The 16,900-nt window shown below is 59.8% G+C and carries 20 protein-coding genes and 2 pseudogenes; 15 read left to right on the plus strand and 7 right to left on the minus strand.

Annotation, left to right across the window (positions count from 1 at the left end):
* Positions 1 to 20: 20 nt before the first annotated feature.
* From I6F35_RS31880 to I6F35_RS31900, 5 genes and pseudogenes are all read left to right on the plus strand, one after another.
* Complete coding sequence (locus tag I6F35_RS31880; protein WP_225121602.1) at positions 21 to 1,673, plus strand: FAD-dependent monooxygenase; 1,653 nt, start codon at positions 21 to 23, stop codon at positions 1,671 to 1,673.
* A 125-nt stretch (positions 1,674 to 1,798) separates the two neighbouring features.
* Positions 1,799 to 2,752: an integrase core domain-containing protein gene (locus I6F35_RS31885; protein WP_225121603.1), complete on the plus strand. Its 954-nt coding sequence runs from the start codon at positions 1,799 to 1,801 to the stop codon at positions 2,750 to 2,752.
* Between the two features lie 103 nt (positions 2,753 to 2,855).
* Positions 2,856 to 3,176, plus strand: coding sequence for a hypothetical protein (locus I6F35_RS31890; RefSeq protein WP_225121604.1), 321 nt, complete (start codon positions 2,856 to 2,858; stop codon positions 3,174 to 3,176).
* A 94-nt stretch (positions 3,177 to 3,270) separates the two neighbouring features.
* A complete protein-coding gene (locus tag I6F35_RS31895) occupies positions 3,271 to 3,450 on the plus strand; it encodes a hypothetical protein (RefSeq protein ID WP_225121605.1) in 180 nt (59 codons plus the stop codon).
* Positions 3,451 to 4,290: 840 nt separating this feature from the next.
* Positions 4,291 to 4,951 (plus strand): annotated as a pseudogene (locus tag I6F35_RS31900) (SOS response-associated peptidase family protein).
* Between the two features lie 876 nt (positions 4,952 to 5,827).
* Here the strand turns inward: I6F35_RS31900 and I6F35_RS31910 are convergent.
* On the minus strand, positions 5,828 to 6,067 hold the full coding sequence (locus tag I6F35_RS31910; protein WP_225121607.1) for a hypothetical protein: 240 nt from the start codon (positions 6,065 to 6,067) through the stop codon (positions 5,828 to 5,830).
* Between the two features lie 267 nt (positions 6,068 to 6,334).
* Between I6F35_RS31910 and I6F35_RS31915 the strand changes: the two genes are divergently transcribed.
* Together I6F35_RS31915 and I6F35_RS31920 are read left to right on the plus strand one after the other, a co-directional pair.
* On the plus strand, positions 6,335 to 6,562 hold the full coding sequence (locus I6F35_RS31915; RefSeq protein ID WP_225121608.1) for a hypothetical protein: 228 nt from the start codon (positions 6,335 to 6,337) through the stop codon (positions 6,560 to 6,562).
* 266 nt (positions 6,563 to 6,828) lie between these two features.
* On the plus strand, positions 6,829 to 7,020 hold the full coding sequence (locus tag I6F35_RS31920) for a CsbD family protein (RefSeq protein ID WP_225121609.1): 192 nt from the start codon (positions 6,829 to 6,831) through the stop codon (positions 7,018 to 7,020).
* 421 nt (positions 7,021 to 7,441) lie between these two features.
* On the opposite strand, the gene I6F35_RS31925 is transcribed toward I6F35_RS31920, so the two are convergent.
* Positions 7,442 to 7,621, minus strand: a complete 180-nt coding sequence (locus tag I6F35_RS31925; RefSeq protein WP_225121610.1) for a hypothetical protein — start codon at positions 7,619 to 7,621, stop codon at positions 7,442 to 7,444.
* 465 nt (positions 7,622 to 8,086) lie between these two features.
* On the opposite strand from I6F35_RS31925, the gene I6F35_RS31930 reads away from it, so the two are divergent.
* Positions 8,087 to 8,278 (plus strand): hypothetical protein, encoded by a 192-nt coding sequence (locus I6F35_RS31930; RefSeq protein ID WP_225121611.1) that lies wholly within the window; start codon positions 8,087 to 8,089, stop codon positions 8,276 to 8,278.
* An 81-nt stretch (positions 8,279 to 8,359) separates the two neighbouring features.
* Positions 8,360 to 9,214, plus strand: a pseudogene (locus I6F35_RS31935) (DNA ligase).
* 488 nt (positions 9,215 to 9,702) lie between these two features.
* On the opposite strand, the gene I6F35_RS31940 reads toward I6F35_RS31935, so the two are convergent.
* Positions 9,703 to 10,056 (minus strand): hypothetical protein, encoded by a 354-nt coding sequence (locus tag I6F35_RS31940; RefSeq protein ID WP_225121612.1) that lies wholly within the window; start codon positions 10,054 to 10,056, stop codon positions 9,703 to 9,705.
* 823 nt (positions 10,057 to 10,879) lie between these two features.
* Between I6F35_RS31940 and I6F35_RS31950 the strand changes: the two genes are divergently transcribed.
* The 5 genes from I6F35_RS31950 (at position 10,880) to I6F35_RS31970 (ending at position 12,806) form a co-directional block, all read left to right on the plus strand.
* Positions 10,880 to 11,065: an RNase H1/viroplasmin domain-containing protein gene (locus I6F35_RS31950; RefSeq protein WP_225121613.1), complete on the plus strand. Its 186-nt coding sequence runs from the start codon at positions 10,880 to 10,882 to the stop codon at positions 11,063 to 11,065.
* A gap of 311 nt (positions 11,066 to 11,376) precedes the next feature.
* Positions 11,377 to 11,562, plus strand: coding sequence for a hypothetical protein (locus I6F35_RS31955; RefSeq protein WP_225121614.1), 186 nt, complete (start codon positions 11,377 to 11,379; stop codon positions 11,560 to 11,562).
* A gap of 68 nt (positions 11,563 to 11,630) precedes the next feature.
* On the plus strand, positions 11,631 to 11,954 hold the full coding sequence (locus tag I6F35_RS31960; protein WP_225121615.1) for a low affinity iron permease family protein: 324 nt from the start codon (positions 11,631 to 11,633) through the stop codon (positions 11,952 to 11,954).
* Positions 11,955 to 12,006: 52 nt separating this feature from the next.
* On the plus strand, positions 12,007 to 12,609 hold the full coding sequence (locus tag I6F35_RS31965) for a hypothetical protein (protein WP_225121616.1): 603 nt from the start codon (positions 12,007 to 12,009) through the stop codon (positions 12,607 to 12,609).
* Entirely contained in the window at positions 12,585 to 12,806 is a 222-nt protein-coding gene (locus I6F35_RS31970; protein ID WP_225121617.1) for a hypothetical protein, read from the plus strand. The genes I6F35_RS31965 and I6F35_RS31970 overlap by 25 nt, the downstream gene beginning before the upstream one ends.
* Before the next feature lie 482 nt (positions 12,807 to 13,288).
* On the opposite strand, the gene I6F35_RS31975 is transcribed toward I6F35_RS31970, so the two are convergent.
* From I6F35_RS31975 to I6F35_RS40315, 4 genes are all read right to left on the minus strand, one after another.
* The gene (locus I6F35_RS31975; protein WP_225121618.1) at positions 13,289 to 13,483 is read right to left on the minus strand and encodes a hypothetical protein; all 195 of its coding nucleotides are present in this window, start codon (positions 13,481 to 13,483) and stop codon (positions 13,289 to 13,291) included.
* Positions 13,484 to 14,047: 564 nt separating this feature from the next.
* Entirely contained in the window at positions 14,048 to 15,106 is a 1,059-nt protein-coding gene (locus I6F35_RS31980; RefSeq protein WP_346283224.1) for a cytochrome P450, read from the minus strand.
* Positions 15,107 to 15,651: 545 nt separating this feature from the next.
* Positions 15,652 to 16,152 (minus strand): hypothetical protein, encoded by a 501-nt coding sequence (locus tag I6F35_RS31985; RefSeq protein WP_225121619.1) that lies wholly within the window; start codon positions 16,150 to 16,152, stop codon positions 15,652 to 15,654.
* A gap of 210 nt (positions 16,153 to 16,362) precedes the next feature.
* Positions 16,363 to 16,497 (minus strand): hypothetical protein, encoded by a 135-nt coding sequence (locus I6F35_RS40315; protein ID WP_275945519.1) that lies wholly within the window; start codon positions 16,495 to 16,497, stop codon positions 16,363 to 16,365.
* A gap of 51 nt (positions 16,498 to 16,548) precedes the next feature.
* Here I6F35_RS40315 and I6F35_RS31990 point away from each other — a divergent pair, with 51 nt between their 5' ends.
* On the plus strand, positions 16,549 to 16,860 hold the full coding sequence (locus I6F35_RS31990; RefSeq protein ID WP_225121620.1) for a hypothetical protein: 312 nt from the start codon (positions 16,549 to 16,551) through the stop codon (positions 16,858 to 16,860).
* Positions 16,861 to 16,900: the final 40 nt, after the last annotated feature.

Below are 16,900 nucleotides of genomic sequence, written 5' to 3' on the forward strand. Positions count from 1 at the left end.
GGAGCGGTGCGATGCCAGGGATGCTTGACGCGGATGTCGTGGTTGTCGGCGCTGGGCCGGTCGGGCTCACCCTCGCCATGGATCTGGCTTGGCGCGGCAGACGCGTGACCGTGCTGGAGACGCGCAGACGTAATGAGCCGCCCAGCGTCAAATCAAACCATGTCTCGGCGCGTTCGATGGAAATCTTCCGGCGGCTCGGCGTCGCTGCAAAGGTGCGCAACGCCGGACTGCCACCCGACTATCCGAACGATGTCGCCTATCGAACGTCATTCCTTGGCCATGAACTGACCAGAATCAAGATTCCCTGCCGCGCGGAGCGATATACGTCCAAGGACGGCCCGGATACATGGTGGCCGACGCCGGAGCCGCCGCATCGGATTAACCAGATCTATCTTGAGCCCGTCCTGTTCGAGCATTTGTCATCGATGCTCGGCGTGCGGATCCTGAGCGGAACATCGCTCGTCGATTTTCGACAGAGTCCGGAGGGTGTGATCGCATGTGCGCGGGAGCGCGACACGGCAGAGGAGATGACACTATCCTGCCGCTTTCTGGTCGGCTGCGATGGTGGCCGCTCTCTGGTCCGCAACATGATCGGCGGGCGGCTGAGTGGTGACCCTGTTCTGCAGCGGGTGCAGTCGAGCTTCATTCGAGCGCCGAAACTGCTCGGGATCTTACGACGACTTGGCGGGACGCCGGCGTGGGCATCCTTTGCGCTGAACCCGCGTCAGTCCGGCAACGTGTACGCGATCGATGGCAGGGAGACCTGGCTCGTCCATGTCTACCTCAATGCCGATGTGACGGAATTCGATGCCGTCGATCGCGACAGTGCAATCCGAACAGTGCTCGGCGTCGATCAGCATTTTCAGTACGAATTACTCGCCAGGGAGGACTGGATCGGGCGGCGTCTGATCACGGACAAGGTCCGCGAGGAGCGGGTCTTCATATGCGGAGACGCCTGCCACTTGTGGGTTCCTTACGCCGGCTACGGCATGAATGCGGGGATCGCCGATGCGGCAAACCTGGCGTGGTTGCTGGCGGCCCATCTGGAAGGATGGGCCGATGAGCGCATTCTGAACGCCTACGAGGCCGAGCGGCTTCCGATTACGGAGCAGGTGTCACACTTCGCTATGAACCACGCGGACGCCATGGCGAAGGCGCGGAAGACCATTCCACCCGAAATCGAAGTGGAGGGGCCGGAAGGCAACGCCATTCGCAGCTCGATTGGACAATCGGCCTACGACCTCAATGTTCAGCAATATTGCTGTGCCGGGCTCAATTTCGGCTACTATTATCAAGATTCCCCAATCATTGCTTATGATGACGAGATTCCGCCGCCCTATACAATGGGCGACTTCAGGCCATCGACTGCTCCCGGCGCGCGCGTTCCTCACTTTTGGCTCGCCGATGGTCGCTCGATATATGACGCCATGGGACCTTACTACACACTGCTTCGAACCGATCCACGCGTCGATGTGGACGGCTTGACGACTGCTGCTGCGGCGGCCGGTGTGCCCTTGACAGTTCTCGACACAGGCGCAGCGGAGTTGCCCGATGTTTATCGGCACTCTCTGTCGCTGGCCCGTCCGGATCAGCATGTCGCGTGGCGTGGCGACCGGCTGCCGGACAATCCCGTAGCGCTGATGAACATTCTTCGTGGCAGCCAAGGCGTCTAGCTGTCCCTGTCGGAAACCTAATCCGGCTGGCAAGCGGGGCCGAATCGCGCAATGTTCATCTTATGCGAGAAGCTTGCAGCCTGGTCTGGTCGGTGCTGCTCCTATTGTTCCGGTCGCGGGCCTCGTTGGAAGCTGAGATCCTGATCCTTCGTCATCAACTTAACATCCAGCGCCGGCATCTGCCGAAGAGACTGACCTTCAGTGCCGTGGATCGCCTGATCTTTGTTGGGCTGTATCGTTTGGTGCCAAGTGCCCTCAATGCGCTGACGATTGTGAAGCCGGAGACTGTCGTCCATTGGCATCGTGCCGGGTTCAGGTCGTATTGGCGCTGGAAGTCACGAGCTCGTTCCGGCCGACCGACGGTTTCGGCCGAAATACAACGACTGATCCGGGAGATGAGCGTCGCCAACCCATTGTGGGGAGCGCCGCGAATCCACGGTGAGTTGCTCAAGCTCGGCATTGAGATCGGCCAGACTAGCGTTGCCAAGTATATGGCCAGGCGAAGAGATCCGCCGTCCCAAGGCTGGAAGACCTTCCTCCGCAATCGTGCCGACGGCATCGCCGCGATGGATCTGTTCGTCGTGCCGACAATCTCATTTCGTCTGCTGTATGGCCTATTGATCGTGGGGCATGGTCGACGACAGATTTTATGGTTTGGCGTCACGGCGCATCCGACGGCAGAATGGATTGCAAATCAGATCACGGAAGCTTGCGGCTGGGACCAGGCTCCCCGCTATCTGATCCGTGATCTGGACGGGGCCTATGGTGAGATCTTCATCCGAAGACTTCGATCAATGGGCATTCGCGATCGGCCAACCTCTCCTCGCTCCCCATGGCAAAACGGATATGCTGAACGGCTAATCGGTTCGATCCGCAGGGAGTGCGTTGATCATGTCGTGGTATTCGGCGAACGACATCTGCGTCATGTGCTGCTGTCGTACATGAAATACTACAATGAGGTGCGCACACATTTATCGTTGAACAAGGATGCACCGATGTCTCGCGCCGCCGAGACAGCTGGACGCATTGTCTGCTATCCGATCTTGGGCGGACTGCACCATCAATATGCCCGCATCTGATTTGCGGTAGGCACAGGGTGACTTCCGCTTTACTTAGGTGAGCCGACATTTATGAGTACACTAAATTGATTTTGCGGCTGTGCTATGGGTCCTAGCGGAGCTGATGCGATGCAATACTAACCAAAGGCCAGACACTGTCTCCGCAGGCGAATTTATTGTCGGAACTCTTGTCGTTGCGGATCTCGTAAAGTCCCGAACGCGCGATCAAAATCGTAGAGGAAGAACTTGGTGTCTGGCTTGCGATCCAAAATTACAACAAGGCAAGCTAAAAAAGCTGCGGGCCGAGTACGGCGCTGGCGTCAAGCTCGCGGTCGAGCGCGGCTGGCTCTGGATGCATGAAAGCGGTACATACGTGAAGGTCACGCTCGAAGGTGCGGAGTCCTTCGGATTTATTGAAGCCCGCGGGGTCGCTGGCCGCGAATGACAGAGGCCGCTTAATATCCAAGGTCTTTCATTATTGCCCACCGATCTACGTGGCGCTAAAGGAGGTTCCACCTCCGGAAACTGGCGCGGCTTCGATGGACCACATCTACCGAATTTTCATCTTTGGCGACGACGGTCACATCATCGACCGCGTAGATTTAGACTGTGAGGACGAGACCACAGCGAAGCAACGAGCGAAAGAGCTCGTCAACGGGCGGCCTGTGGAGCTATGGGACGGCACACGCAAGATCGAGCGATTTGAGCCGAAAGATTAAGGCCAGCCTCTACGAGTTTGAGTAGGCGCACGAGAGCGGCACTTACCTGCAGATCACGGAAGGTGCAAGACTGTTCACCCGAACAGATATTCCGACCCCGCGCCAAAGGTCCCAACTTCTTGAGCAAAAGCTGGGACCCCTGCGGCGCTGTCGCATTGCCCGGCTCGGGAAAAACCGGACGCTGAAATGATGGCCTCTCGTCTGGCGCCATGCCCTGCTTTTTTCTTTTGAGCGACAGAATGTCCTATCGTCAACCCGACGACGACGTGCGCACCGCCGGTTCGTCAATCCGCGCTTTTTTGAATGGAGGGTATCCCCTACGGCGCTTCACTTCACCAATTGTGGTGCGGTGAGTTCAGCCAGTCGATGCATCCGTAGTTCCATGACGCCACTCTTGCCGCCTTCGCCGCATTTGCAGATTCCTGCAACCTGAAAGTTACCTCGACCTATGTTAGGAACTTTGTTCTCGACCGGAGAACTACGGGCCCTGGCCAACGGCCTTACTTTTTGAGGCGCCGCCGCTCTCGCGCTGCCAACAGCTCGAATACGGCAAGGACCGAACCTACGGTCACCATGCCAAGCGTCAACACTATCAGGATCAGCTCCAGCACAGACGCATCTCATAGCCTACGCCTATGCTAACACCGCTAGCGGAGCGCTATTCAAATGCCGGGCGAATAGGACACTCAAGAAAAACCGCTTAGGACACTAGGGGTTAAATACGAGCACTACCCAGAGATGAAGACCAGGGGCTTCAAGACCATCCCGGTCTACTGAGCGGGCCCGCCCAATCGCGATCTCGCTGTTTGCGCTTCAGAAAGCAGATATGGACACTAAGGCATGTGCAATCTGTACAGCATCACTACCAACCAGGAAGCGATCCGGGCGCTGTTCCGGGTCATGAATCGCTATGTCGGCAACCTGCCACCGATGCCTGGCGTCTTCCCGGATTATCCGGCACCCGTGGTGCGCAACGGCAGCGACGGCCGTGAGATGGTGCTGATGCGCTGGGGCATGCCGCCACCCCCGCGCAACGGCGGCCCGCCGGTGACAAATATCGGCAATACCAGCTCGCCGCACTGGCGCGGCTGGCTGAAGCCGGAGAACCGCTGCCTCGTCCCTTTCAACAGCTTTGCGGAATACGCGCCCGAGCCGAACCCAGAAACTAAGAAGAAGGATGTCGTCTGGTTCGCGCTCAATGATGACCGGCCGCTCACCGCCTTTGCCGGGATCTGGACCGTATTCAACGGCGACCGCGGCACGAGGTCTAAGCCGATCCTCGGCCCTCATTTGGTCTATGGCTTCCTCACCACCCAGCCGAACGCTGTCGTGGCGCCGATCCATCCCAAGGCGATGCCGGTCATCCTCACGACGGACGAGGAGCGCGACGACTGGCTGTGCCCCGTGGGATGAGGCCAAGGCACTCCAGCGGCCGTTGCCCGATGACACCCTGAAGATCGTCATGCAAGGACCGGACATGGAAGATTACTTGGCAGCCTGACATCCATCAACGAGAGGAAGACCATGCCTTATTTCTCCGCGCGACAGAACAGAACACAAAGAGCATGCAAAGTCGTAGCCGACGTTTTTTGCGCGGTGCTCCTGGGCGGCTTCTCAATTGTGTTCTTTGGTTGGTTGGGAGGCGCAGTGGCGTTTCTCGTTCTTGAGTCGGCACTTCTCGCTGTCGACTATGTCGTGCCAGTGAGGATGATGTCGCCGGCGTAGTCCGGTAGAGCGGCATGAACATGTTTGAATATGAACTGCTCAGAAAAAGGGATTGGGCTGTGGTCGCGGTGGTCAGGTCACTCGTCGCGCTGCTGCTGGCGGCCGGCGTGTATTGGCTCGTCATTTAGCAGCGCCCCTACTGCTTTACAGCCCGAGGATGGAACACGATGGAGCCCCGCAATAGGGGGCCGTTCTCATCCCGGACATCGATGGCAAAAGGCGAGCGACTACCCTTGGGCCGAGGCGTGTTCCTGGCGACGTCGACCAATGAGCGCGCAGCTTCATCCACCGCTGCCTCCAGATCTGGTAGGACAACCCCCTCTTCATCGACGGAGAGGGCGTCTCCATCGATGATGTCGAAGTAGTACCGCCTCATTCGCCTACAATTCGGACTGCGAAATCCGTTCCACTGAGCAAGATTAGAACGCGTCAAACGAGGAGAAGAACGCGATAGCTGACGTTCGATCCGGCCGCGACAAAGGCCCCAAGCTCTGGGCAAAACTGGGGCCCCTGCGGCGCTGTCGCATTGCCCGGCTTAAGAAAACGCCGGACGCTGAAATGATGGCCTCTCGTCTGGTCCCATGCACCACTTTCAAAATATGCGCATGCGACGACGTACTCGCCGCCGGGATGCAGCCATCGAGGCGTGCCTTTACCGTGCTGCAACCTGCTCAACCTCAAAACGGAGGCTAACGCGGAGAACGGGCCCCGCATCGTTCCGCACCTCGATCGCTAGGTCGCGGGCGACAGAGCCGGGCAGAACGTCTCTCGCAAGGTCGGCCATTGCCACGGACGCGACGGCCCTCACTTTCTCAAACGAGGCGATCTCCAGACCGAGCTCGTCGGGGACGAACTTCTCATTGTCGCGGGTATCGAAGTAATAGCGAGGCATGCGCCACAAGCCGTTGCTGCGGCATTTGTTCCTACAAAAAACCGGAAGGCATGCGGCGGATTCGCAATCCCGTACTGAGGCACCTATCTCCTGGGCATGCTCAAACCCAAGTACCTTCCCTGCATTCCCTGACCGGCCGGAATGGATCCACGAGGTCACGTACTGATGTAGCGCGCATCCGCGTCGCGCTTGGCAGGCAATGGCACCTCAAAGCCTCACTCGCACGCAACTACTTGTAATCGACTCTGACGTCTCTATCTTCAGCAGATGGATCTGACACAGGTCGAAGATCAAGCGATACAAGCGCGAATAGCCCTCATCGTGGGCACGAGGACGTTTGACCGGCTATTCGCCGGCATCCGGTTCGATGAACTAGACGGTGATATCCTGTTCGTCTACGCGAAGGATGAGGAGACCGCGGCTGAAGTCGAGGATAACTTTTCCCACATCCAGATCATCGCTGCAAAGATTTTGAAGCGCGAGTCAACATCGTGATGGTACTGCCGAAGCAGTTCGCCCACTAAGTTCTCCTCGCACATCGCGGTTCATTTCTGAAAAAACAACAGGGCTTGCGGTGTAACGTTCCAAACGCAGCATGGAGCAGCCCAGGCGCGATGCGAGGGATGCGTCCCAAGTCGCGAGAGACAATCTGCGGAGCCTCGCCGACCAGCAGGGCCGCGCATGATAATCACCAAAGCCTTTAGGAACGGCCCAGCAGGCACGCCGTTGCCTTGCCATCTCCGCAAGGAAGGATAACGATAATGGACCGCGAACACGTGAAGGGTACCGCTGATAAAGCAAAGGGCGCAATTAAGGAGGGCGCTGGCAAGCTCACTCGCGACAAGAGCATGGAAGCCGAAGGCAAGATGGATAAGGCCAAAGGCTCCGCGCATAACGCTGCGGGCGACGTGAAAGATGCCGTCCGGAATGCGGCTGATGCTGCAAAGAAGTAGGCAATGAGACAACCAAGTACTAGTCGCCTTCGGGCGGCTTTTTTCTGCTAGAGGCATGACCGAAGCACACCCGGCCGCCACATGCCCTGCAAGGACTGCTCCGAGGTCCGAGGCTCCGCCGATGTCACGAACTCAGGTGCGCCTACCTCGGCCCACACCGCCTGAGGGCAGGCTGTTTGGAACCGATGCCTCGCCCCAAGGTTGGAAGCGCGCACACACGATCACCAACCGTGCTGTGCACTCCCCTAGCAGCTCGGTCCGCCCCTGGCCGGGCTGCTTCTTTGGGACGAAGTCATTGATTGTGGATCAGTTGATAAGGGTCGAATTGGATCAGCTCAAGGGTCAACCCTAGTGGCCCTTTTGTTTATCTCCAGATTGGGATCGTCAGCGCGGTGGTCCGTCGTCCATCGACGGCTTGCGATCAGGCCCACTTATCTTCTTCGCGGCGGGCTTCGTCCTCATTGAGCCGCTCGGCCACATCATCAGCGATAGGTGAAGCTTCCGTCGTCGCGATCGGCGTACCGTCCTGCTTCTTGATGGTTTTGCCTTCGGCACTCACCGGAAAATCATCGGGTTTCAGCGGCATCTTTGAAGTCGACATCGCGTCTTCCTCCTTCGCTGATACGACAACACCTTCTAAGGATGACTTAGTGAGGTCAACTCACCAATTATCGGCACCCTGCTGCTTCGCAGAACGAGTTTAGGGCGCCATCAGTTCCCGCTCATGTCGGCTCGGATTGTTGCGACGATCTCAGGAATGAGGGGTCACCGCCGAATTGGGCGATGACCCATCGCCCTCGCTGAAGGCCGAGCCAACCTCATCCATGAGTCGGAGTCAAATGCGAATGGGCCTCAGCTCCGCGGCAGGAGCTGAGGCTAGACGCTGGGCCGGAACTACTTCTTCATGACTCCTCCGGGCGATGCGGCGTCGCCCTTCCGATCGGGAGCCCCGGCTGGGCCAGCACCTTGAGTGCTCGGCTCTTTGGCGGACGGAGCCGAGCTTTGCGCAGCTGGTCCCGTCCCGCTGTTCTTCATGTTTGCGCCGCCTCCGGTCGTTGAGCCACTCATGGACTCTCCCGTAGTGGTCTTGCTGGCGGCCGGCCCACCCGCCTCCGAACTGCCGCCAGCGCTGCTGCCGGATTGCGCCATTGCAACGGCCGACGACAATACAAAAACTGTGGCTAAACTGATCGCTCTAATCCTCATTGTTTCTTTCCTCACACATTTGCTGCCTTCGCTGCGTCAACCGACGCCATGATCTTCCGTTCCCGTCGCGAACTGCTGTTGGAACGAAAGGTCGCAGGTGCAATTGAATCAGCCTTTCCTTGTGGGCTATTGAGTGGCGTTCCAGCGTAAGAAGCCGGCGCCGATCGGCAGCAAGGCTCCTTACCCCGGCTTCATCGAGCCGGCGCTGGCGACCGACATCGAGCGGGTGCCGACAGGGATAAAGATCTTCACTCGACGCGGCCACGATTGGACCCATCGCTTCCGCAAAATCCCCGATGATGCCTGGCAAATTTCCGCCGAAGGGGCGATCGTCGATGGCGAGGTGGTCGCACCCAGCGAGGACGGCAGCACGGATTTCTCGGTGCTGCAGAACGAGCTGAAGGGCCGCTCGAAGAAGGTGATGATCGCCTTCGACCTGCTCTACCTCAATGGGCACGACCTGCGAAAGCTGCCGCTCGGCACACGCAAGGCCGCCTTGAAGAAGCTGATCGCCGGCACCGACATCCAGTTCAGCGAGAGCTTCGAGGTCGACGGCCGCGCGATGTTCGAGCACGCCTGGCAGATCGGGTACGAGGGCGTGGTCTCGAAGGTCGCCGACAGTCCCTACAGATCCGGCCGCGGCCGTGATTGAGTAAAGAAGCCGTGCGCCCAGCGCGAGACGCTGACGATCGCCGGCTTTGCCCTGGACGACGGCAAATGGGACGGCATCTATCTCGGCCGGCGCAAGGGCAGCAGTCTGATCTATGCCGGCAAGGTCGATCATGGCTTCGACAAGGTGTCCGCCGCCGACCTGCAAGAACGTCTAACGCCGCTGATCCGGAAAACGCAGCCCTACACCAAACGCATCGCGCACAAGGGCATCTGGATTGAGCCGAAGCTACTCGCTGAAATCGAGTACCGCGCCAAGTCAGCCGAGGGGAAGGTGCGACATCCCTTCTTCAAAGGCCTGCGGGAGGACCTGCAATGAAATGGTGCGCGCGCGGCATCGGAGATACCTGCCCGAATTGCTGAAAGCCTAGAGCGGACGCTTCTGCTGATCTTCAGCTTGCTGCGTTTTCACGGTATTGCGGTCCAAGCGTGCGCGCTCGCTCCGTCGCAAATTCCCTGCTCTCATCACGCCGTAAGCCAGCACAGCTCCTAGCAGGCCGGCTCCTATGAACCATAGCCACACCATCGCATAGGACGTTTCACCCATCACGGCCAGTCTCCTTGCTGCTTGCAGCCTCCACGGGCAAATGCGTTGCAGAACGGCGGTTCCTATCCCATAAAGTGCGCATTCCGCGCGACAGATGAGCCTTACCCGACTCCACGTCGTCCGCTTACCGCCTATCTTGGAGTCATTCAGTAAGGTTGTAGTTTGTGAGGATGGCCCCGCGCGCCAATTGGATGGGTTCTTGAGGGTGTCACTGCCGGCCATCTAAACAGTTCTATTTCGTTGCGCTCGGTTGAAACATCTCACTTGGCCTGCGTAGTCGACGGCGACACGATGCCTTTCTTCTCTCGTTGTTTGTCGCGATCACGCTGTAACTCATCTCGCTTTGGTTCAATTTCGAGCTGTAGCTCTTCCTGCTTTGGTCTAAGTTTCTCGCGATCGAGCCTTAGCTTTTCCTGCATTGGTCCAAGTCGCTTCTCGCGATCGACCCGCAGTTCTTCCTGCTTTGGTCCAAGCCGCTTCTCGCGATCGAGCCGTAGTTCTTCCCGCTTTGCCTCTAGTGGTTTTTCACGTTCGAGCCGCAGTTCCTCCCGCCGCTCTTTCAGCCGTTCACGGGTGGCGTTGACGCTTTCCTCCCTGGTCAGCTTGTCATCCATCGCGTGGTCCTGCCCGAAGCACACGCTTGAAAAACCCACGGCTAGGCAAGCCATGGCTATAAATAATAGACCTCGCTTCATGCTTTTTGCGAGCCCGCAATGTGAGTGCAAATGGACCAGGGTCTCTCTGCACTTTCGCTGCACGAGCGGCTAATTCGGTAATGTTGAGCGCGTTCCTATTTGAGGGACGCAAAGATCCTGGCTGTTACAGTTGCCGGCTTGGGCGGCGCAGCCGTCAGCGACGATACCAAGTTCGTCTGAACACACGGAAAAGCCGATCAGCCACCAAGCGTGCCCGATGCCGGAGGTTCGCTGCCGGTCTTTGTCGGGCCGTGCACGAACCTCGTTGGCCGCGGCCAGCCGAACCTGGGCTGTACTGTTGGGGGTTCCCCCAGCTTCGTCGTCTGTCCCGAGGGGAGCGGCCGCTGGGTCTCCAGCATCCACCTTATCCCCGGCGTGACCCTGGTCGATTGCAATGCGCAGCTGCTCAGTTGTCTCGATAGCCGTGTTCGGATCGAAGTCGGCAGGTGCCGGCGGGGAAGAACTTGATGCGCAATTGCTGTGGGAATTACCAGTCATGCACAACAACGGAGGCGTGGAGTGAAAGGTTGCATTAGGCCACTCAGCCGCGATAAGCATCCAGGGGGCGCTTTGAAGAGGGTGAGATCCGGCCGGAGCTATTCCGGGCCGCCTGCGAGATGGGCCTAGAGGGCCTGGTCTCCAAGCACAAGGAACGTCCCTACCGCGCCGGCCGTTGTGATCACTGGATCAAGGTCAAGAACCGGACGCACCCGAGCTTTGAGCGCGTGAAGGATTCGTTCTCATGAAAACAGTCCGGATCTACGACAACGGCGAAATCTTCAAGAGTTTCGATTCTGAGGAAGAAGCCCAAGCCTGGTTCGAAATACACGACCCGGAAGGCGTCCCATTCAAGCACGAACTAAGCGACCTCCGCCTCGCCGGCTCCGCTGATCAATACGGCGTGCCGATGGCGGACGAAGACTCGTGACATCGTGCCGTTAAGAGGACGCTGATGCATTGGTGCGCCCGCTGCGACAACTGCCGGTGGGTCTGCGAGAACCATCCCGAGAAGCCATGGCTAGGCGACCACGCATGCACCTGTGGTGGCGCCGGCATGCCCTGCCCCCGCTGTAACCCCAGTGACGAAGAGAACCCGCTCGACATGCCCGGCAGGCTTCAAAGCGGATCCAGTGGAAGGCGCCTTGGACCTTTATCGACGTCCCGCCCTACGATCCGGATTCGCGGTCCTGGTCAGACCCCGAGCCCGCCACCAGCTTCCGCACGATCGATGGCAGGCCGATGCGCTGGCGCGACGAGCGCGGAATTGTGCATGCCTGCGAAGGCGCGGACATCCATCCCGACGTGAGAGCGTATTGGACGCTGTGCGGCAAGGAGGCGCCGAACGATTGTGTTTACCTGTCTGAGCGTGAGGCGATCAGCTGCCCGCTTCGCCAGCAGCCCTCGCGCGCCGCAAACGATCCGTGAAAGGACCCGGACTCCGGCCACTGCAACTTCATCCTGGAACTCCGGCCGATCGACCACGTTCACTTTCGATGTTCCCCGAGAGCGTCCGCGCCTGGCTAACCAATCTTGGCGTGCTCACTGCACGTCCGATAGCTTTTGCGATCTTCGGCTTGTACGCCATTGCCTGGATCTCTTTCGGGACCGGCCTCGAGTGGCACTCGATAGCCACCCTCGCCACCTGGGGCATGACTCTGGTGATCCAGCGGGCTGAGCACCGAGATACCCAGGCCATTCATGCCAAACTGGACGAACTCCTAAAGGCCACCCGTCACGCGAGCGATGGGCTGATGGACATCGATGACAAGGATGCGGAGGAAGTCGAGCGAGAGAGGAAGAAAGTGCGGGGGTCTTAGGTGCTGTCACTCGAGTCGTTCTAGCCGCACGGTCAACAATTCGGGGCGCGGGATGGGGGACAAGAAACGGCGCAAGCAGGCGTTCCTCGCGCCGCATCCGGTCTGCTGCTTTTGCGGCGGCTCCACGCCGGCAAGCACCGAGGACCACGTTCCGGCGCGCGGCATCTTCGACGCTCGGCAGTGGCCGGAAGGCTACAGCTTCCCAGCATGCGAGCCGTGCAATGGTTTGACGCGGCATGATGAGAAAATCGTCGCAATGCTCGCGCGACTGCTCAATTTCGACGACAACACGACCGAGCTGCAGAACTTCGAAACGCGGCGGCCCATGGACGCCGTTCGCCAGGCGTTCCCCGGGGCCTTTCGCGCAATGAGGCTCAGGCCCAACGAGGTCGGGAGCTTTCTCAAGCGAACCGGGCGAAGCCGCGACGGCTATGAAACGCTGGGCGATATTCCGGTCATATCCATCGGCCAGCCGGATTTTATGCAGGCGCTGCGGTCGTTCGCCACCAAGCTGTTCTGCGCGCTCCACTACAAGCACACCGGCCGTATTGTCCCGGCCTCCGACGTCATCATCACGAAGAGCAACGTGCAGGTGTTCGATGGGAAGATATTCCTCCAGATGTCCTGCGCTTGGTTGGCAACCCGCCCGAGCTGAAGCGGGCTAATACGAGCCTGAAGGATCAGTTTGACTATGAGTATGCGGAGGAAGGAACCTTCAGCCTGTTCGCGTGCGGATTCCGGAAATCGTTCGCGATGATCGGCCTGGTCAGCGAGGCTGATGACGAGGAGTCGCAGTTTGAGGAAAATCTTGAATACGGTGCGTTCAAGAGCAAACCGTTTCGGCACACATAGCAATGTCTGCGCGGCCGACGGAAAGCGATCAGTGAATTGAGAGAACCGCAATCGCCATCAGGATTGTCGAGGCAACGCCCGCCACCACGACGAGCGCGGTAAACAGACGGTCTTGCATGACGCTGCCTCCTGAGTTCGCAGCCCCGGCGCGATCATTGGGCAGATCGGCCGGGGCGCGCTCCCTCACGCTCACCGGGGCTTAGAAGGGGCTGGGGGTTCGATCAGCGAGAGGGTCGCAACGTCATATAAGTACAACTTTGGCGCGGATGGCAGTGCAGTTTGTGCCTGCAAGCAGCTCAAACTTCTGAGGCCCTCAGTTACATAGTGAACTGACGCACGGCGTCGGATGTGCCTGCCTCAGCGAGCGATCCTCTCGCGCTGATCACCGGGGCCTCCAAAGGTCGTTAGCCGAGAGGAAGCGCCGCCCCGGCGCAAGCCGCTCATTCCTCCGCGCCGGGGCGGTCGAACCTCGGTCTATGTACCTAGCTGTCCTTGGTTGACGAGGCATTGTCAGAGGGCTTGGGCGCGATCTGTAAACCTGCGTCAGCCAATGCCTCGACAATGCACTTCGCAATCGATTTAGCTTCCTCGGTATCAATCTGCTGATCCGGACGTTCCTTGCGGCATTCGCAAATCGCCGTGGCGATTATCGAATGCATTTGATGCTCGTCAATCATAGGGCCTCCCGAGATAAACGGCGGGTTAGTCAAAGAGCACATCATGGTCACACGTCGAACGCGCCGGGTTAGTGTTTGACCGGTGGGGCCTCGTCAAGGACCCTGCTGACATCTGGCTCATCAATCCCGTCGCCCCGGTTGCACTCGCAGGGCATGCCGGCACCGCACTGACATCCCCAGACGTCCTCTGACCAAGGACGGTCGGGGTGATTTTCGCACACCCAGCCCAGGCCGTGGCAGATGGGGCAATTCGGTCGTCACGTTCCTTCACCACAAAAGCAGCCCAGCCGCCTCCATCATCCCGGCCAGTGTGCTGCGTCGGCGTCAGAAGCCTAGCCCTGCAACAACCGCCATTGAGATCGTCGAAAAAATGGCCGCCATGATGACAAGGGGGTAAACAGATGGTCCTGCATGACTGCCCCCTCCGGCTTGATGGGGCAGGAAGCATACCCCGCTGCGCAGAGGATGGAACAGGCAAGTCTGCGCCAGCATCAAGCCGGTCCGAGCAAACAAGAGCTGGGGCTCCCAGCGGGGCCGTCTGGTCCGCCTTCGTTGTTCGATCGATCAACGACGGATCGTGACGGGAAGCTGGCGCGGGCCTCGTACCACGCCGGACGACCATGTCACGAAGGAGCCCGGGCTGAGTGTAAAATCGGGAAAAGCGCGAAGCCATTCCTCGACCGCGACACGGAGCTCCATGCGCGCGAGATGGGCACCGACGCAGCGATGGATGCCAAGGCCGAAAGCCGCATGTCGGTTCTCGCCGCGATCTATGATGACTCGGTCAGGATCAGGAAAGACCGCCGGATCGCGATTTGCCGCGCCATACGCGAGCATGACCATCTCGCCGGGTTTGACTGGACAGCCACCGACCTTAGTCTCCTCGTCAATAACGCGGCCGACGATGACGGGGGCGTAAGCTCGCAGGAATTCTTCGATCGCAGTTGGGATGAGATGCGGTTCCGCAAGCAGACGCTTGCGATCCTCGTCGTGAGTCGCCAGATGCCACAGGCTGGTGCCGACCATGCTCCAGGTTGTGTCTATGCCAGCAATCATCAGAAGGCGTACCGTTCCGACGATGTGGTCGTCGCTGAGCGGCTGCCCGTTAAGCCGTGCAGTCAGCAGTTCGCTGACCAGATCGTCGCTAGCCGCAGCGCGTCGACTGGCGACATGCTCGGTTACGAATTCGGTCATCTCGGCGCGTACCCGGCGGGCGGTCGTGGGGTCGGCGAAGCCGCGCGTGATGTCGTTGATCCAGTCCCGGAACCGGTCTCCCTCATGTTCGGGAAGGCCGAGCATGATGGCGATGACCCGGGTCGGGATTTCATGCGCATAATCGACGGCAACATCGCATTCGCTCTTTCCTGCAAGCCGTTTCAGCAAATCCCTGCATACGGACCGTGTCGTGGGCTCGAGCTTTAGAGCCGCCTCGGGCGTAAAGGATCGCGTCAAAACCATGCGTTCATCGCGATGAGCCGGCGGATCGGAGGTGAGCGGCGGGAGCGCTGGCGGCAGCAGTGGTTCACCTGGCAAGTTCTCGCGGATCGCGACGCGCCGCGACGAAAAGTGCTTGGTATTATGAGCGACGGCCCGGATGTCCTCATACCGGAGTGGAAAGTACACGCCGGAAAAGCGCTCCGTGTGAGCCACCGGGCAAGTTGATCGCAGCTCGCGCCAGATAGCATACGGATCTTCCGTTCAGCTCGGATGAAGATAATCGAAATCGCTGGCCCAATCGTTGACAGGTGCACGCACGGGCATATCCATGACCATTCCTCCGCTGACAATTGCACGGCGTTGACTGGGTGAATGGTCTGCACGACAGGTTACAGGATAACTTCATCCGGCGTGGAATGTTGTTACCGTTGCAAAACCAGATGCGGCTGATGCTAGAACTCCGACGGACAACTGGAACTGCGGTTCTGGGGGATGATCCTGCAAAGGCGTTCTCGAAACTCCAAACGATGAATGGCACCCACCGAGAAGCGCGGCATGTCGATCATCGCAGTTACCCGTCTGCGGCGTGCAACAGCGAGCCGCCCCGGCGCGCGATCGTGCGGCGTCGACGCCGGGGGGGCCTGCGCCGAGCGGGGCAAGGGGATAAATCAGGGACAGGTCGACCGAATAGAAAAGAACAACTTCTACGCGGATGTCAGTGCACTGCGTCCTCAGAGCAGCGACAGCTGGATATCGATGCGGTGCCCATGCCGTGCCAGAAAAATCCTCCAGCGTCGGCGGCACCTCCCGCGCTCCGCGCAGCGCTGGCGCAGCTCGGCGGCGATCTCCTCCGAAGCGTCCCCCGACCAGCCCTCGCTGGTGTTGAAGCTGACGATCCGGATCGGGTTGCGGCACTGCCCTTCCATCAGGTAACGCAGCAAAGTATCGCGCTCGGTGTGCTCCTCGTCGGTCTCAACCCAAGCGCGGCCAAGGCGCTGCCGAAGCTGTCGAGGACCAGATAGACATTCCGGTCGGACCCGGGGACAAACGAGGGCGAGGAACGCATAACTAACCTGACGATGACCGGACACCAGCATTCCAGCCCACATCTCCAGCTGGGCGTCCTCGCTGGTGTCGGTGGCCGAGATGCCGAGGATGGTCTTCAGCTCGGCGAGCGTCAGCAGATCGTAATTCTCTGCAGGCTCGAGAACCTTGACCCAGATGTCGGCCATCAGCGCGCCTCGTAGTGGAATCGCTTGAAGAGGCCGCGCAGCATCAGCGGCGCCAGGGTGGTGCCGTCCGACATGATCAGCGTGACCGAATAGCTGTCCGGATCGACCTGCCCACCGACGGTCGGCGCGTCGGCACCGCGTGCCCCGCGCTCGCCCTTGTCGCGCGCTCGCCCTTGATGCCGGGTTTGCCCGGTCGACCGGTGGAGGCGATCAATTGCCAGCCGTCACCCGGACACGGCCCGGGCTGTCGGCGCGGGCGACAAAGCTCGAACCGTTGAGGGCGACGATATCGAGGAAGCTGTATTCGCCGTCGTCGCGGTAAGTGCCCCGGATCGTGGGAAACACCGCATCGCGGCCTTTCTCGGCGAGATACGCCCAGTCGTCGTGCGGGTCGAAATGCTGGGCGGCAACCAGGGCGGCACCGCCTCCGAACGCGGTGGCGTCTCGACCGAATGGTGGCGCGCGTCCGCGCTGCATCTGCGCCGTCCCGACTATGCGTCGGCGCGCAACCAGATCGACCGCTCACAAGCGGCGTCAACCAAGGTCGAGGGCACCGGCAAGATCAGTGTCGACGTCAACGCGCCGAAAGGCACCAAGGTCGACGCCGAGGGCGGCGGCCTGTTCAAGGACGTCGAGGTCAACCGACAGACCCAGATGGAGCCGGCGCGGCGTGGGCCTGCGGCGAACGAGGAGACCCTCTCGATCTAAGAGTTTCGATTACACAGCGACAGCAGCGGCGTCTACGAAG

It is taken from the genome of Bradyrhizobium sp. BRP22 (assembly GCF_020194175.1).
In the GTDB taxonomy this organism is placed as follows: Bacteria; Pseudomonadota; Alphaproteobacteria; order Rhizobiales; family Xanthobacteraceae; genus Bradyrhizobium.

Coding starts and splice junctions, on each gene's coding strand:
- I6F35_RS31880 (WP_225121602.1), top strand. CDS start 21: ATGCTTGACGCGGATGTCGTGGTTGTCGGCGCTGGGCCGGTCGGGCTC.
- I6F35_RS31890 (WP_225121604.1), top strand. CDS start 2,856: ATGCGATGCAATACTAACCAAAGGCCAGACACTGTCTCCGCAGGCGAA.
- I6F35_RS31895 (WP_225121605.1), top strand. CDS start 3,271: ATGGACCACATCTACCGAATTTTCATCTTTGGCGACGACGGTCACATC.
- I6F35_RS31910 (WP_225121607.1), bottom strand. CDS start 6,067: ATGCCTCGCTATTACTTCGATACCCGCGACAATGAGAAGTTCGTCCCC.
- I6F35_RS31915 (WP_225121608.1), top strand. CDS start 6,335: ATGGATCTGACACAGGTCGAAGATCAAGCGATACAAGCGCGAATAGCC.
- I6F35_RS31920 (WP_225121609.1), top strand. CDS start 6,829: ATGGACCGCGAACACGTGAAGGGTACCGCTGATAAAGCAAAGGGCGCA.
- I6F35_RS31925 (WP_225121610.1), bottom strand. CDS start 7,621: ATGTCGACTTCAAAGATGCCGCTGAAACCCGATGATTTTCCGGTGAGT.
- I6F35_RS31930 (WP_225121611.1), top strand. CDS start 8,087: ATGGACTCTCCCGTAGTGGTCTTGCTGGCGGCCGGCCCACCCGCCTCC.
- I6F35_RS31940 (WP_225121612.1), bottom strand. CDS start 10,056: ATGGATGACAAGCTGACCAGGGAGGAAAGCGTCAACGCCACCCGTGAA.
- I6F35_RS31950 (WP_225121613.1), top strand. CDS start 10,880: ATGAAAACAGTCCGGATCTACGACAACGGCGAAATCTTCAAGAGTTTC.
- I6F35_RS31955 (WP_225121614.1), top strand. CDS start 11,377: ATGCGCTGGCGCGACGAGCGCGGAATTGTGCATGCCTGCGAAGGCGCG.
- I6F35_RS31960 (WP_225121615.1), top strand. CDS start 11,631: ATGTTCCCCGAGAGCGTCCGCGCCTGGCTAACCAATCTTGGCGTGCTC.
- I6F35_RS31965 (WP_225121616.1), top strand. CDS start 12,007: ATGGGGGACAAGAAACGGCGCAAGCAGGCGTTCCTCGCGCCGCATCCG.
- I6F35_RS31975 (WP_225121618.1), bottom strand. CDS start 13,483: ATGATTGACGAGCATCAAATGCATTCGATAATCGCCACGGCGATTTGC.
- I6F35_RS31985 (WP_225121619.1), bottom strand. CDS start 16,152: ATGGCCGACATCTGGGTCAAGGTTCTCGAGCCTGCAGAGAATTACGAT.
- I6F35_RS31990 (WP_225121620.1), top strand. CDS start 16,549: ATGCTGGGCGGCAACCAGGGCGGCACCGCCTCCGAACGCGGTGGCGTC.